15 protein-coding genes are annotated in these 16,860 nt (G+C 35.8%); 9 read left to right on the top strand and 6 right to left on the bottom strand.

All coding sequences use genetic code 11. From position 1 onward, the window contains the following. Positions 1-82 precede the first annotated feature (82 nt). Positions 83-1,810 carry an S-layer homology domain-containing protein gene (locus ELD05_RS09385; protein WP_127352219.1) on the top strand — a complete coding sequence of 576 codons (1,728 nt, stop codon included), beginning with the start codon at positions 83-85 and terminating at the stop codon, positions 1,808-1,810. 48 nt (positions 1,811-1,858) lie between these two features. Here ELD05_RS09385 and ELD05_RS09380 read toward each other — a convergent pair whose 3' ends face one another. Genes ELD05_RS09380 through ELD05_RS09370 form a run of 3 tightly spaced genes read right to left on the bottom strand, consistent with a single transcriptional unit; the run spans position 1,859 to position 4,285 of the window. Beyond that, positions 1,859-2,422 (bottom strand): uracil-DNA glycosylase, encoded by a 564-nt coding sequence (locus ELD05_RS09380; RefSeq protein ID WP_127352218.1) that lies wholly within the window; start codon positions 2,420-2,422, stop codon positions 1,859-1,861. Then, positions 2,400-3,605, bottom strand: a complete 1,206-nt coding sequence (locus tag ELD05_RS09375) for an aspartate aminotransferase family protein (protein ID WP_127352217.1) — start codon at positions 3,603-3,605, stop codon at positions 2,400-2,402. The genes ELD05_RS09380 and ELD05_RS09375 overlap by 23 nt, the downstream gene beginning before the upstream one ends. Before the next feature lie 53 nt (positions 3,606-3,658). Next, the gene (locus ELD05_RS09370; protein ID WP_127352216.1) at positions 3,659-4,285 is read right to left on the bottom strand and encodes a DedA family protein; all 627 of its coding nucleotides are present in this window, start codon (positions 4,283-4,285) and stop codon (positions 3,659-3,661) included. 93 nt (positions 4,286-4,378) lie between these two features. Between ELD05_RS09370 and ELD05_RS09365 the strand changes: the two genes are divergently transcribed. Then, complete coding sequence (locus ELD05_RS09365; RefSeq protein WP_127352215.1) at positions 4,379-5,353, top strand: hypothetical protein; 975 nt, start codon at positions 4,379-4,381, stop codon at positions 5,351-5,353. On the opposite strand, the gene uppP is transcribed toward ELD05_RS09365, so the two are convergent. Then, entirely contained in the window at positions 5,322-6,116 is a 795-nt protein-coding gene (uppP, locus tag ELD05_RS09360; RefSeq protein WP_127352214.1) for an undecaprenyl-diphosphatase UppP, read from the bottom strand. The two genes, ELD05_RS09365 and uppP, sit on opposite strands and share 32 nt — an antisense overlap. 144 nt (positions 6,117-6,260) lie before the next feature. On the opposite strand from uppP, the gene tsaD reads away from it, so the two are divergent. After that, a complete protein-coding gene (gene tsaD, locus ELD05_RS09355; RefSeq protein WP_127352213.1) occupies positions 6,261-7,271 on the top strand; it encodes a tRNA (adenosine(37)-N6)-threonylcarbamoyltransferase complex transferase subunit TsaD in 1,011 nt (336 codons plus the stop codon). A 14-nt stretch (positions 7,272-7,285) separates the two neighbouring features. Here tsaD and ELD05_RS09350 read toward each other — a convergent pair whose 3' ends face one another. Beyond that, the gene (locus ELD05_RS09350; protein WP_127352212.1) at positions 7,286-8,338 is read right to left on the bottom strand and encodes an HD-GYP domain-containing protein; all 1,053 of its coding nucleotides are present in this window, start codon (positions 8,336-8,338) and stop codon (positions 7,286-7,288) included. Positions 8,339-8,593: 255 nt separating this feature from the next. Here ELD05_RS09350 and fusA point away from each other — a divergent pair, with 255 nt between their 5' ends. Continuing rightward, a complete protein-coding gene (fusA, locus tag ELD05_RS09345) occupies positions 8,594-10,678 on the top strand; it encodes an elongation factor G (protein WP_127352211.1) in 2,085 nt (694 codons plus the stop codon). Positions 10,679-10,804: 126 nt separating this feature from the next. Next, entirely contained in the window at positions 10,805-11,101 is a 297-nt protein-coding gene (locus ELD05_RS09340; protein ID WP_127352210.1) for a zinc-ribbon domain containing protein, read from the top strand. 41 nt (positions 11,102-11,142) lie between these two features. Here the strand turns inward: ELD05_RS09340 and ELD05_RS09335 are convergent, their stop codons facing one another. Next, positions 11,143-12,117 (bottom strand): polysaccharide deacetylase family protein, encoded by a 975-nt coding sequence (locus tag ELD05_RS09335; protein WP_127352209.1) that lies wholly within the window; start codon positions 12,115-12,117, stop codon positions 11,143-11,145. A 169-nt stretch (positions 12,118-12,286) separates the two neighbouring features. Here ELD05_RS09335 and ELD05_RS09330 point away from each other — a divergent pair, with 169 nt between their 5' ends. From ELD05_RS09330 to ELD05_RS09315, 4 genes are read left to right on the top strand one after another with little or no spacing between them, the layout of a single operon-like run. Then, positions 12,287-12,745, top strand: coding sequence for a CtsR family transcriptional regulator (locus ELD05_RS09330; RefSeq protein ID WP_011917874.1), 459 nt, complete (start codon positions 12,287-12,289; stop codon positions 12,743-12,745). A gap of 43 nt (positions 12,746-12,788) precedes the next feature. Continuing rightward, positions 12,789-13,301 carry a UvrB/UvrC motif-containing protein gene (locus ELD05_RS09325; protein WP_127352208.1) on the top strand — a complete coding sequence of 171 codons (513 nt, stop codon included), beginning with the start codon at positions 12,789-12,791 and terminating at the stop codon, positions 13,299-13,301. Between the two features lie 8 nt (positions 13,302-13,309). Then, on the top strand, positions 13,310-14,296 hold the full coding sequence (locus tag ELD05_RS09320) for a protein arginine kinase (RefSeq protein ID WP_127352207.1): 987 nt from the start codon (positions 13,310-13,312) through the stop codon (positions 14,294-14,296). Between the two features lie 15 nt (positions 14,297-14,311). Beyond that, complete coding sequence (locus ELD05_RS09315; protein WP_127352206.1) at positions 14,312-16,804, top strand: ATP-dependent Clp protease ATP-binding subunit; 2,493 nt, start codon at positions 14,312-14,314, stop codon at positions 16,802-16,804. Positions 16,805-16,860 lie beyond the last annotated feature (56 nt).

The following is a 16,860-nucleotide window of genomic DNA, read 5'->3' as shown; positions in this document are numbered from 1 at the left end:
TTGATAATATAAATTATAAAAATTATGGTTATAATGGAAGTATCATAAGCAAAATTAATTTAAGAAAGGGGTTCAGAGGAGGATGAAAGTATTTAAAAAACGTCTATTGCTGATATGTGTGATGTTGGTTTTTGCTATTGTACAAATTTTTTCTGCAATTGCTTTTGCTCAAGACACATCAAGTCCTATTTTTTCAGATTTACCGCAAAATCACTGGGCTTATAATGCTGTAAAGTTTATGGTTGAAAGAGGAATTATTACGGGCTATCCAGACAATACTTTCAGACCTGACAATCCTGTGACTCGTGCGGAATTTGCAAGAATAATGGTGGTAGCACTAAATCTACCAATAAAAGTAACAGATACGCCATCCTTTAAAGATGTCCCTAAGGACCATTGGGCTTATCCATATGTTGAAAGTGCAAAATACTATTTGACAGGATTTAGAACTGCAAATGGTGACTACTTTAAACCTTCTGATTATGCAGTGAGAGAAGATATGGCAGTTGCGCTTGTTAAGGCAAAAGGTTTACAAAATGAGAATGTAGATATGAGCATATTAAATAATTACATTGACAAAGACCAAATATCGCCTAATTTAATGAAATATATTGCAATAGCAATTTCAAAAGGCATTATGGTAGGTAACCCAGTTACCAATTCTAATCAGTTAAGGTTTGACCCACAAGGTGTTCTTACACGTGCCCAAGCAGCTATGCTTCTTTATAATGTTATTAATACCAAAGAGGAAAAGATAACTTATGACGATAACAATGGAGCTCAAAATAATCAGCAGCTCGGTTATCAAAAACCCAATGTGAGTGGATACACAAAAGGCGATAAAGTAGTTTTGGTTTGGAATAGGATAAACGACACAAGATTGAAAGGATATGCAGTTGTTATTTCCAAGAACAATATTGAACCTGAGTATCCTAAGGATGGCTATCTCACTATATTCAATAACAGAGATAATACTTACATTGAAATAAGCGTGGACTCAAAATATAATAATGGTGATTTTGGAGTTTACTTAAAAAGTGGAGAAGAGTATTATTTTAGTGTGACTGCTATTTATGACAACAATGTGTATGTAAAAGGCAATTCGATAAAACTGAGAATGCCAGTAGTACCTAATTATTTTGAAAAACCCTATGTGAAGTATGAGTATAAAGATAATAAATTTGTCCTGAGCTGGCAACCAATAAATGATTCAAGGTTAATTGGATACTATGTAGTAATTTCTAAGAAAAATAAGGAACCAAAATATCCTGATAATGGCTATCTTGTTTTTATTAATGATAAGAATACGACCCAAATAACAATTGACAATACTATACCTTATAAGGGAGGAGACTTTGGTGAGTATTTAAGAGATGGTGAGGAGTATTATTTTAGCGTGACTGCCCAGTATCAAGACAGATTTGTTGCGGGCAATAGTGTAAAAGCAGTTTATTACTCAAACTTAGACATAGCAAAGCTAAGGCCAAAACTTGAAGCGAAGACCATAAAAAAATTTTTTGGTATAAGATATATAACTCTAAGATGGAACAAAATAGATAATGATAAATTGTTAGGATATAAAATAGTTATCTCAGAAAACAATTCAACGCCTGACTATATAAAAGATGGTTTGCTGGCAACAATAACTGATAGAAATATTACCTCAATAAATGTAAAAGCAAAGGATAAGTATTTAATAAACAATGAATATAAGGAGATAAAGAGAGGGCATTACTACTATATAACAATTTATGCAATTTATACTGATAGAATAGTTGGAGGTAATGTCTTAAAAGTTAAAATTCCATAAAATTTAAAAGGGCTGTAAACACTTCTGCATAGGTTGTTTACAGCCCTTTTAAAATTGAATCATTTCTTTTAACTTCTCTTTTACACTTTTCAGATCCCTGTAAAAATCCTCTCTTTTGCTGGGATCGCGAAGGAGTGCCGCTGGATGGTATGTAGCCATAATGTGAAACTCTCCTCTTTGAAACCACTTACCTCTGTCTTGGGTGATTTTAAGATTTCTACCAAGGATATACTTCATCGCAGTTGCGCCAAGACAGACTATTATTCTGGGCTGCACAAGTTTTACTTGCGCCCGTAAAAATGGTAGACAATTTTGTGCCTCATACTCTGTAGGTACACGATTGTTGGGTGGTCGACACTTCAGGATGTTGCATATATAAAAATCATTTTCACGTGAAAGTTCAAGAGCATCCAGTGCAAGATCAAGAAGCTTTCCTGCTCTTCCAACAAACGGCTTCCCTTGTTTGTCTTCTTCTTCACCCGGTGCTTCGCCAATAAACATGAGCTTTGCGTTTTTGTTGCCATCTCCAATTACAACATTTGTCCTGTCCTTTGAAATTGGGCATTTTGTGCAAGAAAGACAGCTTCTTTCAAGCTCTTCCCATGTTGTCATACCTTTTCACCACTTCTTTGAAGATTTCTATCGCTCTGTCAATATGTTCTTTTTGAACAATCAAGGGCGGGGCAAACCTTACAACATTACCCCCACCGCAACTGCTTGTCAAAAGCCCATTTAATGCAAGCTCTTTTACCATATCTTTAACAGGGAAAGAAAATTCCACTCCAATCAATAGCCCCAAACCACGGACATCTACAATTGATTTGAAAGACTCTTTTAATTCCCAAAGCTTTTGTTTTAAATACTCTCCCATATTCTTTACATTATCGATTATATTTTCTTCTTCAATTATCTTCAATACCTCTAAAGCTGCTCTTGTTGCTAAAAGATTCCCGCCAAATGTAGAACCGTGCTCACCAGGTTCAAAGCTTGCAACCTCTTTTTTGCAAAGCATTGCACCAATTGGAACACCATTTCCCAGTCCCTTTGCAAGTGTTATTATATCTGGTACAATGTCATACTGCTCAAAGCAAAACAGGCTTCCACATCGTCCAATTCCTGTTTGAACTTCATCAATTATGAATAAAATTCTGTTTTCCTTGCAGAGCTTGTAGATTTCATTCACAAATTCCTTTTCAAGTACCTTAATTCCACCTTCTGCCTGCACAAGCTCAATCATGATAGCTGCTGTCTTGTCATCTATTGCACTTCTTATTTTCTCAATATCAGCTTCAACATTCAAAAATCCTTCTGGCATTGGTTCAAATGGTTTTTGATACTTCTTTTGTCCTGTTGCAGCAGTTGTTGCTAAAGTTCTTCCATGAAATGAGTTTATAAGTGTTATGATTTTATATCGATTGCTTCCTTTTTTGTAAAAATAATTTCTTGCAAGCTTTATAGCAGCTTCATTTGCCTCAGCACCTGAATTGCAGAAGAATACCTTGTCAAAAGGTGAAATTTCACAAAGTTTTTTAGCCAAAAGGGTCTGATTTTCTATATAAAAAAGGCTTGATGTGTGTATTAATTTTTCAATTTGGTCTTTTAAAGCTGCAACAAATTTCGGATGACTATGTCCTAAATTGCACACAGAAATTCCAGAGATAAAGTCGAGATATTCTCTGTCTTCTGTATCATAAAGTATACAGCCTTCTCCTTTTTCAAATGCAATTGGAATTCTGTCTCCAAAAATATTTACATAGTACTGTTTATCATAAGAAATAATCTCATCTATCTTCATCTTTTACTACCTCGCCAATAAAATTTTTTATAATTATACACCAATATTAATATTTATTCAACATCAACCCTCTTTTTAGACCGTGTCAGCTTGATAATTACATATGCTAAAATAGCGATTATCAAAACAGCCAAGATAAAATAATCTAAGCCTTTTAGATGCTCTTCAATTGTTCTCCAGTTGTCTCCAAGCTTTTTGCCAAGGTACACAAATACTAAAGACCAAGGAAACGAACCTAAGATTGTATACACAGAAAATTTAACAAAGTTCATCCTTGCAATTCCAGCAGGGAGTGAGATAAACGTCCTTATTACTGGCAAAAGACGGCTTATGAATATTGTAATCTCTCCTCTTTTTTGAAAGAATTTTTCTGCTCTTTCAAAGTCGTGTTTTGAGATAAAGAAGTATTTCCCATATTTTAGGATAAAGGGTCGACCCCCATAATATCCAATTAGATATGCAATTACAGAGCCTGCATAACCACCGAGTGTTGCTACTAAACTCATAGAGAATATATTTCCAATACCTTTATAAACCAAATATCCACCAAGTGGTAAGATTATCTCAGAAGGAATAGGAATGCATGCAGACTCAAGAGTCATACCAATAAATATTCCTAAATATCCAAATTGTGATAAATATTCTGCAATTGAAATAAAGATTTGTTTTAGAACTTCCATTTCCTTTTTTCCTCCAGTAGGTTTATATTCATATTAAATAAAAGAGTATAATACATTTAATTTGAGAAAAAGAATGTAGGAGAACACAAAGTTATGACAATATTTTTTGCAATTGCATCAACAATTCTCGGCTCAATTATTGGCGCTGGTTTTTCAACAGGTCAAGAGGTTTTCTATTTCTTTTCTCAGTATAAATCAACCAGTTTTTGGTATATCAGTGTAGCATCATTTCTAATATTTTTGATTTTATTATACTTTTCAAACACTGTATTTGAAAATGGTATTTTAAATAAAGTTTTAAGGTTGTATATCATGCTATTTTCATTTGTAACTTTAATTGTAATGTTTTCAGCTTTTGGACAGCTCGGCTTCGAATTTTTGGGGGTAAACAGGTATCTCTTTACAATTCTTTGCTTTGTTTTGAGTATTGTCATCTACAGCCACGGTTTTGCTTCTGTAATTAATGTGAATAAAGTAGTTGTAAGTTTGCTAATTAGTACTATTTTTATAATTTTTTTAAAAGACACATTTTCTAAAGAGGTATTACTACAGTTTGATGTACTCACAGATTCTTTGAAAAAACTTCACTCTACCCCTCTATCACCGATATTATATGCAACATACAATTCACTTTTAGCATTTCCTGTAATATATAAGTTAAAAAATAGGTTTAAAAACAGAGAACTAAAAGTTGGTATTATCATAGCTTCTATTTTAATTTTTATATTGTTAAATCTCATAAACATAATTATACTTTCAAATCCTTCTTCTCAAACCTCACAGATGCCACTTTTGAAGGCAACTGACAATCATGTATTACAAGCCATCCTTATATTGTGTACATTTTTGGAGATACTTACAACAATTTTGGCAAACTATGTGGGACTTTGTTATTCTATCAAAAGTTCAGAAATTCAAAATATCATAATGATTACAGCTTTACTTTTGGGTTTTAATGGTTTTGAGCAGCTTCTAAGAAGTCTGTATTCTCTTATGGGCTATCTTGGTATTGGAGTAATTATGATGATGCTCTTGTCTACATTCTTAAAAAAAAGACAACTAAAATAAATGCTGCAAGTAAGAATCTGTAGTAAGCGAATATCTTAAATCCACTTTTTCTCACAATGTCAAGCAAAAAGTGTATAGCTAAAAATCCAACAATTGCAGAAGTAAAAAATCCTATTGCAAAGCTTGAAAACTGGCTTGAAACATCATGTATGTTTTTCAAAAGTGATACAGCACCAGCTCCAAGGATGATTGGTGCTGACATCAAGAAAGAAAACTTTGCAGCAGCTTCTTTTTTAAGCCCCAGTAAAAGCCCTGTTGTCATTGTAATGCCTGAACGAGATATTCCCGGAAAAAGTGCAAATGCCTGTGAAATTCCAATCAGTCCTGCTTGCAAGATGTTCATATTCGAAAGAGTAAATTTATTTTTAGCAGTTTTATCGACATAGTATAAAATAAACCCGAAAACTGCAAGTACCATAGCAATTAATAGGTACTGTTTTCTGAACACATTCTCAACAATGTTTTCAAAGAAGTATCCAAACACTGCTCCTGGAATTGTTGCTACTATTATAAACCACAGAAGTTTTCCTTGGTCTGATTTTGGCTGTGTAATACCTTTTACTATTATCTCGATATAGTCTCTCCAAAAATATACAAGTACCGCCAAAAGAGTACCTAAATGCAAAGCTACATCAAATACCAGTGAGTGTTCCTTCCATCCAAAGATCCATGGGAATATAATAAGGTGAGCAGAACTTGAAATAGGCAAAAATTCTCCCAAACCCTGAAGTATTCCCAAAAAGATTGCTTGAAAAGCGCTCAAAACTCATGCCTCCTTTGAAAATTTTAATAGACTCTTATATTATACCAGAAATACGACTTATATTTTATTAAAACCAAATTAAAAATTTGGTATAATAAAAACGTTACTCAAAAGAACATTGAGAAAGGGAGATGCAAGTTATAGATGCTTGTACTTGGTATTGAAACATCCTGCGATGAGACAGCAGCTGCTATTGTAAAAGATGGACGAGAAGTTCTGTCAAACATTGTATATTCTCAAATTGAGATTCACAATCAATTTGGTGGAGTTGTTCCAGAGATAGCTTCAAGAAAGCATGTTGAAAAGATTTCGTATGTAGCTGACATGGCTCTAAAAGAGGCAAATATAGATATTGATAAAATAGATGCAGTTGCGGCAACTTATGGGCCTGGGCTTGTTGGTTCTCTTCTTGTTGGACTTTCGTTTGCCAAGGCACTAAGCTATGCCAGAAAGATACCTTTTATTGCTATAAACCATATAGAAGGACATATATACGCAAATTTCATTACCTATCCTAAGCTCAAACCACCTTTAATAGTTTTGGTTGTCTCAGGTGGGCATACAAATCTGATTATTTTAGAAGACTTTGACAGATATAAAGTTATTGGAAAGACAAGAGATGATGCAGCGGGCGAGGCGTTTGACAAAATCGCAAGGTATTTGGGTTTGGGGTATCCTGGTGGGCCTGCAATAGATAAAGTTGCAAGGCATGGAAATGAAGAAAAATATAAGTACCCTTCAGCTGATGTGGAAGAGTACAATTTTAGCTTTAGCGGGCTAAAATCTGCTGTTATAAACCATGTGCACACATTAAACCAGCGTAGAGAGAACTTTAAGGTAGAGGATGTAGCAGCATCATTCCAAAAGGCAGTGGTTGACACTTTGGTAGAAAAGACAATAAAGCTTTCTCTTGAATCAAACATAAAAAGAGTTGCAATTGCAGGTGGGGTTGCTGCTAACTCAAAACTCAGGGAAGAACTTTCAAAAAGATGTAGTGAGCATCAAATAGAATTTTACGTACCTGATTTTAAATACTGTACAGACAATGCAGCGATGATAGCCTCTGCAGGGTATTTTAAATTGATAAAAGGACAGACCTCAAGCTATAGCACAAATGCAGTACCTTATATCAGTCTTGTTAGCAAAAAGGAATAAAAAAAAAGATTGTATTAGTAATTTATAACATCAATAATCTCTCTCTTTTGGTCCTGGGCAAGGTCTATGTAGTATGGGGTGAGTACTGGTGGGCCTTCCTTCCGTGCAACCACTTTGACAATAGGCCTTGTTTTATTGAATGGATTTTCTTCATACACGATTGCAATTTCACCTGTGTTAAGAACAACAAAACATCCAACAGGGTATTTCACAACCATCTTCAAAAACTTTTGTACAATCTCTTTGTCAAACTGAACTCCTGCATATTTTAAAAGGTAATCAGCTGCTTTGGTGGGCACCACCTTTTTCTTGTAAACTCTGTCAGCTGTAAGAGCATCATACACATCTGCAATTGCTATAATTCTTGCAAAAATAGGAATCTTATCACCTTTTAATTTTAGTGGATAGCCTGACCCGTCAAGCCTTTCATGGTGTAAAAGTGCTACTTCTGCAATCTCTTCTGAAATCCCTTCCATATTTTTAACCATTTGATATCCGTAGATTGTGTGCTTTTTCATTTCTTCAAACTCTTCGTCTGTAAGTTTTGCCGGTTTATTCAGAATTTCTGGAGGAATCTTCATCTTACCAAAATCATGTAGCAAAGCTGCTAAGGCTAAATCTTCTATCTTTTTTCTCTCAAAACCTAAAAGCTTTCCTATTATCGCAGAAAAGATGCTAACATCTACTGAATGAAAATATGTATAATTATCAACATCTCTAAATCCAACAATCTTCAAAAATACATCCTCTTCTTCAATTATCTCGGCAACAATATCATTAACAATCTCACGAGCAACAAAGGGGTCAACAATTTCACCTGTCTTTGCTGAGACCATCAAATCTTGAATTGCAATAAATGTTTCGTGATAAATAATCTCTTCCTTTACGTAATTTTTTGTTATTTCATCTTCAACATAAACACTGTCAATATTGTATTCCTTTAGTTTTTCAATAAATGATGGCTTTATGATAAATCCTTCGGGGAGCAAAAGCTTGCCATTTTCAGTAAACACGTCTCTTGCAAGCTTCATACCTTCTTGCAATTCATCAATTGTGACTTTTCTCATCTTTTTCTACTACTCCTTTTCAGTGTTTTATTGATGCAAATCAAGATGTTTCTAATTAAAATTTTACAGAAATACTTTTATTTAATCAACAGTGTTTTTGTATAGTATTTTAAAATTTGTTTTGTTTAAAACATTGAACTTTTTCAAAAATGTCTATGAGAATATTAAGTTTAAAAAGGATTTTCGTTTTTGATGTAGAATATCTTATTAATATCTACAAATTTCTCATAGTCAAAATTCAAGGGGGAATGTAATATGAAAGAATATGCTCCGCAGTATATTAAAAATGTAGTTTTGCTTGGACACGGCGGAGATGGAAAGACAATTTTGACAGACAGTATGCTTTTTAATGCAAAGTGTATTGACAGAATAGGCAGAACAGAAGATGGTACAACCACTTCTGACTTTGACCCTGAGGAGATAAAAAGACGAATCTCTATTTCAATGACAGTTGAGCCACTTGAGTGGGGAGATTACAAAATAAATGTGCTTGACACGCCAGGTTATTTTGACTTCGTGGGTGAGGTTTGTGAAGCTATACATGTTGCAGAGTCTGCAATTTTAGTAATTGGTGCAAAGACAGGTGTGCAAGTTGGTGCAGAAAAAGGATGGGAGTTTGCAGAAAACAAAAAGTTGCCAGTTTTAATTTTTATAAATAAGATGGATGAAGAGAATGCTGATTTTGAAAAGGTACTAAAAAAGATTGCTGATGTCTTGACTCTAAAGGCAATTCCAATTCAGTATCCAATAATTGAAAATGGTAAATTTGTGGGCTTGGTAGATATCATTTCAAAAAAGGCATATGTGTATGAGAACAACTCCGCAAAGGAAGTTCCAATCCCGAGCGGGTTGATTGATAGAGTTGAGGAGCTCAGAAATAGTTTAATAGAGGCGTCTGTAGAAAACGATGAAGAGCTTATGGAAAAGTATTTTTCAGGTGAGGAGATTTCCACAGATGAAATTTTCAGGGGATTGAAGCTGGGTGTACTTTCAAGGTCAGTATTTCCAGTCATGTGCGGCTCAGCTTCAAAAAATTTGGGAGTTAAAGAGCTTTTAGATGCAATTGTAAGACTTCTTCCTTCTTCAGCAGAAAAAGAATTCAAGGTAAAAGATGTAAAAAACAATAGTGAAATTGTGTTAAAACCAGATACAAGTTTGCCAGCTTGCGCATTTGTATTTAAAACAGTTGCTGATCCATTTGTTGGCAGAATTACATTTCTCAAGGTTTTAACTGGGACCCTCAGACCTGATATGACCCTTTACAACACCTCATCAGACAGACAAGAAAAGATTTCCCAGCTTTTTGTTATAAGAGGCAAAAAACAAATACCAACTGCAGAGCTAAAAGCAGGTGATATAGGAGTTGTGACAAAGCTGCAATCTACGCTTACAAATACTACTTTGTGTGACCCATCCAAGTTACTCCAAGTTGAAACAATTGAATTTCCACGTCCATGGCTTATGCTTGCAATTGAACCAAAGGCAAAGGGCGATGAAGAGAAGATTTCAAATGGGCTTCATAGGTTGATGGAGGAAGATTTGACATTTAAGATTGAAAAGAACAATGAAACAGGCCAGAACATCATATACGGGATTGGCGAGCTTCACATTGATGTGATTGTAAATAAGCTAAAAAATAAATTTGGTGTATCTGTTGTATTGTCCGAGCCGAAGGTTCCGTATAGAGAGACCATCAGGAAAAAGGTTAAAAGTGAAGGAAAGTATAAAAAACAAACAGGTGGGCATGGTCAGTATGGACATGTATTTATTGAATTTGAGCCAAGTCCGGTAGAAGATTTAGTGTTTGAGGAAAAGATCTTTGGTGGAGCCGTGCCAAAACAGTATATACCGGCTGTTGAAAAGGGATTGAGAGAATGCATTAAAAAGGGTGTTTTAGCAGGTTATCCTGTCATGAACCTCAAAGCAACACTTGTTGATGGTTCATACCATCCTGTTGACTCCTCAGAGCTTGCCTTCAAGGTTGCGACCTCTCTTGCGTACAAGAAAGGCTTGGCACAGGCAAACCCAGTGCTTCTTGAGCCTATCATGAATGTCAAAGTTGTTGTACCAGAGAGTTACACAGGCGACATAATGGGAGATTTGAACAGGCGAAGAGGGAGAGTTTTAGGAATGGAGCCTGTCGATAAGAACATGGAAAAGATAGAGGCAGAGGTACCGCTTGCTGAGATGTTCAAGTATGCAACAGATTTGAGGTCTATGACACAGGGCAGAGGCTGGTTTACAATGGAGTTTGTTAGGTATGAAGAGGTACCAAGCCACATCGCTCAGAAGGTAATTGAGGCAGCAAAGGCTCAAATGACCGAGGAAGAGGAGGAGTAAAAAATTTTTTCAATTTGCTATTTACAAATAGAGAAAATAGGGTTATAATTAAAAAGACGTTGGTTGTTCAGGGTGAACAATAGACGTCAGAAAAATCTAAATCCATGAAGTGAGGGGAATTTTAGAATGTATCAAGACAAGGTATTAGTTTGCAAGGATTGCGGAAGAGAGTTTGTGTTCACAGCAGGTGAACAAGAATTTTATGCACAAAAAGGGTTCAAGAACGAACCAACAAGATGCAAAGAGTGTAGAGACCAGAGAAAGGCTATGCAAAGAAGAGATTCAAGACAGGAAAGAAGACGTGAACTTTACGATGCAGTTTGCAGCGCATGCGGAAAAGAGACGAAGGTTCCGTTCAAGCCAAGAAATGACAGACCCATATACTGCAGTGATTGCTTTTCTAAGATAAGAGCAACAAGGTAAATTGCTGCAGGTTAAAATAAAATGGGGCTAAATAAGCCGCATCAGTGTAACGATGCGGCTTTTGTTTTTGTTTTAAATTGCAAAGGTTTTGGCATTTTGTCTACTGTTTCAAACACATAACCCTGAGATTTTAAAGTTTTTATTATATAGGGCAAGGCTTCAATGACATTTTTCTTTGTAGGACTGTCATGCATAAGAAGCACTATTTGATTTTTATTCTTTATAGTTGCAAAAGTCATTTTGATTATATCTTTATAAGTGAGTTTTTCATGATTCTTTGATGAATCACCGGTTATAGCATTCCAATCAATGTATATTACCTTGTTTTTGTCAAAAAACTTTTTTATTTGAGGTGATACTTTGTTTAAAGACCCGCCGGGGAATCTATAATATTTCGGCTTTATCCCTGTAATTTGATATATCACATCTTGAGCCTTGTTAAAGTCGTCAACAAAGTTTTTGAAACTTTTGTAAATTACTTTATACTTGTGCGAGTACGAATGATTGCCAATTAAATGACCTTTTTGAGAAATTTGCTTGAGGAAGTTCGGATATTTTACGCAGTTGTATCCAACAACAAAGAAAGTAGCTTTTATACCTTCTTTTTCTAAAATCTCAAGTATCTTAGGTGTCTCAGATGATGGTCCGTCATCTATTGTTAGGTATATAACCTTTTTAGAGATGTTTTTAATATTTGATGTATCATGTAGATCTGATACCGGACTAAAAGGTTTAGTTGTCTCATAAACTGATCTGGTTACTGGCTCTAGAAATTTTTGTGCTGTGCTTTTATTTGTATTGGTTACCTCATTTAAATTTTTTGATATAATATTAAAGGGCTGAACCTTAAAATTTTTTTGAGCAAGAGAAGATGGAGGGGCAGTTTTTTCAGCATTGTGACGGCTTTTTAAAATCACACTTGTGAGTATTTGCTCAGTTTTTATAGCTACAGATGTTACCAGCGCAATTGCAAGTAAAGTAAGCAAGATCACTGCCAAGATTTTTTTGAGTTTCAACGGCTTGATGGTCCTTTCTTTTTAGTATTTTATACAAGACATTATAATATATTTATCACATTTTAACAACAAGAAATATCTTGCATTTCAAAAGAAAATATATTAAAATATAATTGCAAGGTCAAAGATAGTCAAAGTCAACACGGGTCTTAAGACGGGGGAGGTTTTTATGCCAAGACTGTCCGATATCATTGAGGAATTTATAAAGCAGCTAATTGAAAAAAAAGATGGTGAGGTTGAGATTCAGAGAAATGAGCTTGCAAACTTTTTCAACTGTGCACCGTCACAGATAAACTATGTTCTTTCAACACGTTTTACAATCGAAAGAGGATATTATATAGAAAGCAAGCGCGGTGGTGGCGGTTCAATACGTATAGTAAAGATAAAGTTTGAAAATAGTTCAAATCTGCTTGAGAATATCCTAAATAACATAAATTCTCCTGTTACTCAGCATCAAGCAAACGAAATTATTGAGTGCTTGTTGGAAAACGGTGCTATAACTCAGAGAGAAGCAAATTTGATGAAAGCAGCGCTGAATGACAAGTCTCTACCCATAAATCAACCTTTGAAAGATACTTTAAGGATGTTAATTTTAAAAGCTATGATAATTTCTCTTATGAATGGGTAATATTTATAAGTAGAGGTTTTCGTAAAGGATGGTGAGTTTTATAATGCTTTGCGAAAATTGCGGCAAGCGACCAGCAACTGTTCACTATACGCAGATTATAAACGGCGTTAAGACAGAGATGCATCTTTGTGAGGTGTGTGCAAAGCAAAAAGGCACCATAGAATTTGATACACCTTTTTCGGTTACTAACTTTTTAGCCGGAATTTTAGAACCAGCTTTTGGCAGTCAGGTAATGAAACCTTCTTTTGAGATACAAATTACATGCAAGGGTTGTGGCATGACTTTTGAAGAATTTAAACGAACAGGTAGATTTGGCTGTGCAATGTGTTATAACTCTTTTTCAGAAAAACTCTATCCTATTTTCAGAAGAATCCATGGCAATACAAAGCATGTTGGAAAGATTCCCACTAAGATGGGTGAAAATATTGCAATCAAAAGGGAGATTGACAAGCTTAAGATAGAGTTAAATATAGCTATAAAAAATGAAGAGTTTGAGAAGGCTGCAGAGATTAGAGACAAGATAAGAGAACTTGAGAAGAAACTTGCTCGGGAGTGATTTGTAAAATGGATGAAGTTGTTGTAACAAGCAGAATTCGGCTTGCGAGAAATCTTTCAGATGTTCCCTTTACCATAAAAATGAACGATTATGATGCTGGCCTTGTAATAGATAAGGTAAGAGATGTGATTTCAAGAAATAAGCAATACAAATTTGATTTTTATGAAATAAGAAAATTGCCGCTTTTAAAAAGACAGGTTTTGATTGAAAAACACCTAATCTCACCTGCTTTGGTCTCATCAAAGATAAAAAGTGCTGTTGCAATTGACCAGAATGAAAATATAAGCATCATGATAAACGAAGAAGACCATTTAAGAATCCAGGTGTTGTACAGAGGACAGAACATCCAGATGGCTTGGGAGGATGCAAATAGGATTGATGACTTTTTAGAAGAGCATCTTCCATATGCTTATGACGAAACATGGGGATATCTTACATCCTGTCCCACCAATGTTGGAACAGGACTGAGAGCGTCTTTCATGCTTCATCTTCCGGCACTTACCCTTCTTGGCTATATGAAAGAAATCATTGAGACAATAACGAAACTTGGTATTGCTGTAAGAGGTTTTTATGGTGAGGGAAGTGAGGTTGTAGGGAATCTTTATCAGATTTCAAACCAGATTACATTAGGGCAGCCAGAAGAAGACATTATTGCAAATGTTATTTCAATCACAAACCAGATAATTGAGCAAGAACGTCAAGCAAGACTAAAACTTTTGAATGAGAACAGAGCATTTATCGAAGATAAGGTATACAGGTCTTTTGGAATTTTGAAATATGCAAGAAATATCTCATCGAATGAAGCACTAAAATTAATTTCAGACGTGAGAATGGGTATCAGTATGGGTATTATAAAAGAGGTTACAATAGACAAGATAGATGTGCTTCTTAACTTGATTCAACCAGCTATGATACAAGACTATTTTGGAAGGGAAATGACACCCGAGGAAAGGGACATAAAAAGAGCAGAGCTTATAAGAAAAATTTTAGACTAAAGGAGGTTTTAAAAAATGTTCCAAGGAAGATTTACAGAAAGAGCAGAAAAGGCGATAATGCTTGCGCAGCAATCTGCTGCCGAGCTTGGTCATAACTATGTTGGGACAGAACATTTACTTTTGGGATTGATTAGAGAAGGTGGCGGTATTGCGGCAAGAGTTTTGCAAAGCCAGGGTGTTACTGAAGAAAAGGTGATTGACGAGATAGAAGAGCTAATTGGCAGAGGTGATTATCAGCTTCCGCAGCCGCCAACAGGATTTACACCCAGGACAAAGAGGGTGTTTGAAATTGCGTTTATGGAAGCACGAAGGCTTGGCAGCACATATATTAGCACAGAACACATTTTGCTTGCTATTATGCGCGAGGGCGAAAGTGTTGCTGTTAGAATATTAATGGATTTGGGTGTCGACCCACAAAAATTGTTTGAAGAAATCATGAAACTTTTGAACGAGGATGCTAAAAATATGGGCGGGGTATCGCCTCAACAGCAGATAAATTTCCAGACACAAAATACACCAACTCTGAATCAATTTAGCAGGGATTTGACACAGCTTGCACTTGAGGGCAAGATTGATCCTGTTATTGGCCGTGAAAAAGAAATAGAAAGAGTTATCCAGATTTTGTCGAGGAGGACAAAAAACAACCCATGTTTAATTGGTGAGCCCGGTGTTGGTAAAACAGCAATAGTTGAAGGGCTTGCCCAAAAGATTGTCGAAGGAAATGTTCCGGAACTTTTGAGAAACAAAAGGGTTGTTGCTTTGGATCTTTCTGCAATGGTTGCAGGGTCAAAGTTCAGGGGCGAATTTGAAGAGAGACTAAAAAAGGCAATGGAAGAGGTTAGAAAATCAGGAAATGTCATTCTCTTTATTGATGAGATGCACACTATCATTGGTGCTGGTGCGGCAGAAGGTGCAATTGACGCGTCAAACATTTTAAAGCCGGCACTTGCACGCGGTGAGATTCAAGTCATTGGTGCAACAACGCTTGATGAGTACAGAAAACATATAGAAAAAGATGCAGCTTTAGAGCGAAGGTTCCAACCCATCTTGGTTGGTGAGCCAACACCAGAAGAGACCATTCAAATATTAAAAGGGCTTCGAGACAAGTACGAGGCTCATCATGGTGTTAAGATTACAGATGAGGCTATCAAGGCTGCTGTTGATCTTTCCACAAAGTATATTACAGACAGGTACTTGCCAGACAAGGCGATAGACCTGATTGATGAGGCTGCGTCGCGTGTGAGACTTAAAATGTACACACTTCCGCCTCATGTAAAAGAGCATGAAGAGAAGATTGAAAAGCTTGAAAAGGAAAAAGAGGAAGCAATCAGGCTTCAAGAGTATGAAAAAGCAGCAAAGATAAGAGATGAGATTATAAAACTTCGCCAAGAACTTGAAAAGGTTAAGAATTCGTGGACTAATGACCAGCAAAAGGCTCAGCCAATTGTCACTGAAAATGATATTGCGTACATTGTCGCAAGCTGGACAGGTATTCCTGTTAACAAGCTTACAGAAGATGAATCTGAAAGACTGTTGAAATTAGAAGAGGTTTTACACAGGCGTGTGGTTGGGCAGGATGAAGCTGTAAGAGCTGTTGCACGAGCGATAAGGCGCGGAAGAGTTGGTCTAAAAGATCCAAAAAGACCAATTGGTTCGTTTATATTCTTAGGCCCAACTGGTGTTGGTAAGACAGAGCTTTGTCGTGCGCTTGCTGAAGCATTGTTTGGAACAGAGGATGCTCTTATTCGAATTGACATGTCAGAATATATGGAAAAATTCAATGTATCAAAGCTAATTGGTTCTCCCCCTGGATATGTTGGATATGAAGAAGGTGGACAGCTTACAGAAAAGGTTAGAAGAAGACCATACTCGGTTGTCCTGTTTGACGAAATAGAGAAAGCTCACCCTGATGTTTTTAACCTCCTTTTGCAAATACTTGACGATGGTAGACTTACCGACTCTCAGGGCAGAACTGTAAGCTTTAGAAACACAGTAATTATTATGACATCAAACATTGGTGCGCAGCTCATTACAAATCCGAAAAAGTTAGGATTTTCAACATCCGAGGACGAAAAACAGAGAACGTATGAGCAGATAAAAGAAAGTGTTATGGGTGAGCTGAAGAAGACTTTTAGACCAGAGTTTTTGAACAGAATAGACGAGATTATAGTATTCCATCCATTAGATGAGGAAGATGTCAAAAAGATAGTTGAAATCTTGCTCAACAACTTAAAGGAAAGAATAAAATCAAGCGAGTATTATGCAGAATTTACACCTGCGCTTATTGAGGCAATAGCTAAAAAGGGGTTTGATCCGCTATTTGGTGCAAGGCCACTTAAAAGAGCTATCCAGACCATGGTAGAAGACAAGATTTCAGAAGCTATTTTAGAAGGGCAGATAAAACAAGGTGATGAGTTTATAGTTGACTATGTAGATGACAAGACTGTAATAACCAAAAAAGAGAAAAGCAACAGCTCTGAAGCTACTCAAATAGAACAGGCAAAATAGAGAATTAAATTTTAAAAAAATGGGTGCACCTCGGTGATATTTCCGAGGTAGCACCC

It is taken from the genome of Caldicellulosiruptor changbaiensis (genome assembly GCF_003999255.1).
Lineage (GTDB): Bacteria > Bacillota > Thermoanaerobacteria > Caldicellulosiruptorales > Caldicellulosiruptoraceae > Caldicellulosiruptor > Caldicellulosiruptor changbaiensis.
Note: the sequence above shows the minus strand (reverse complement) of the source record. Positions and strands in the feature narration are given on the sequence as shown.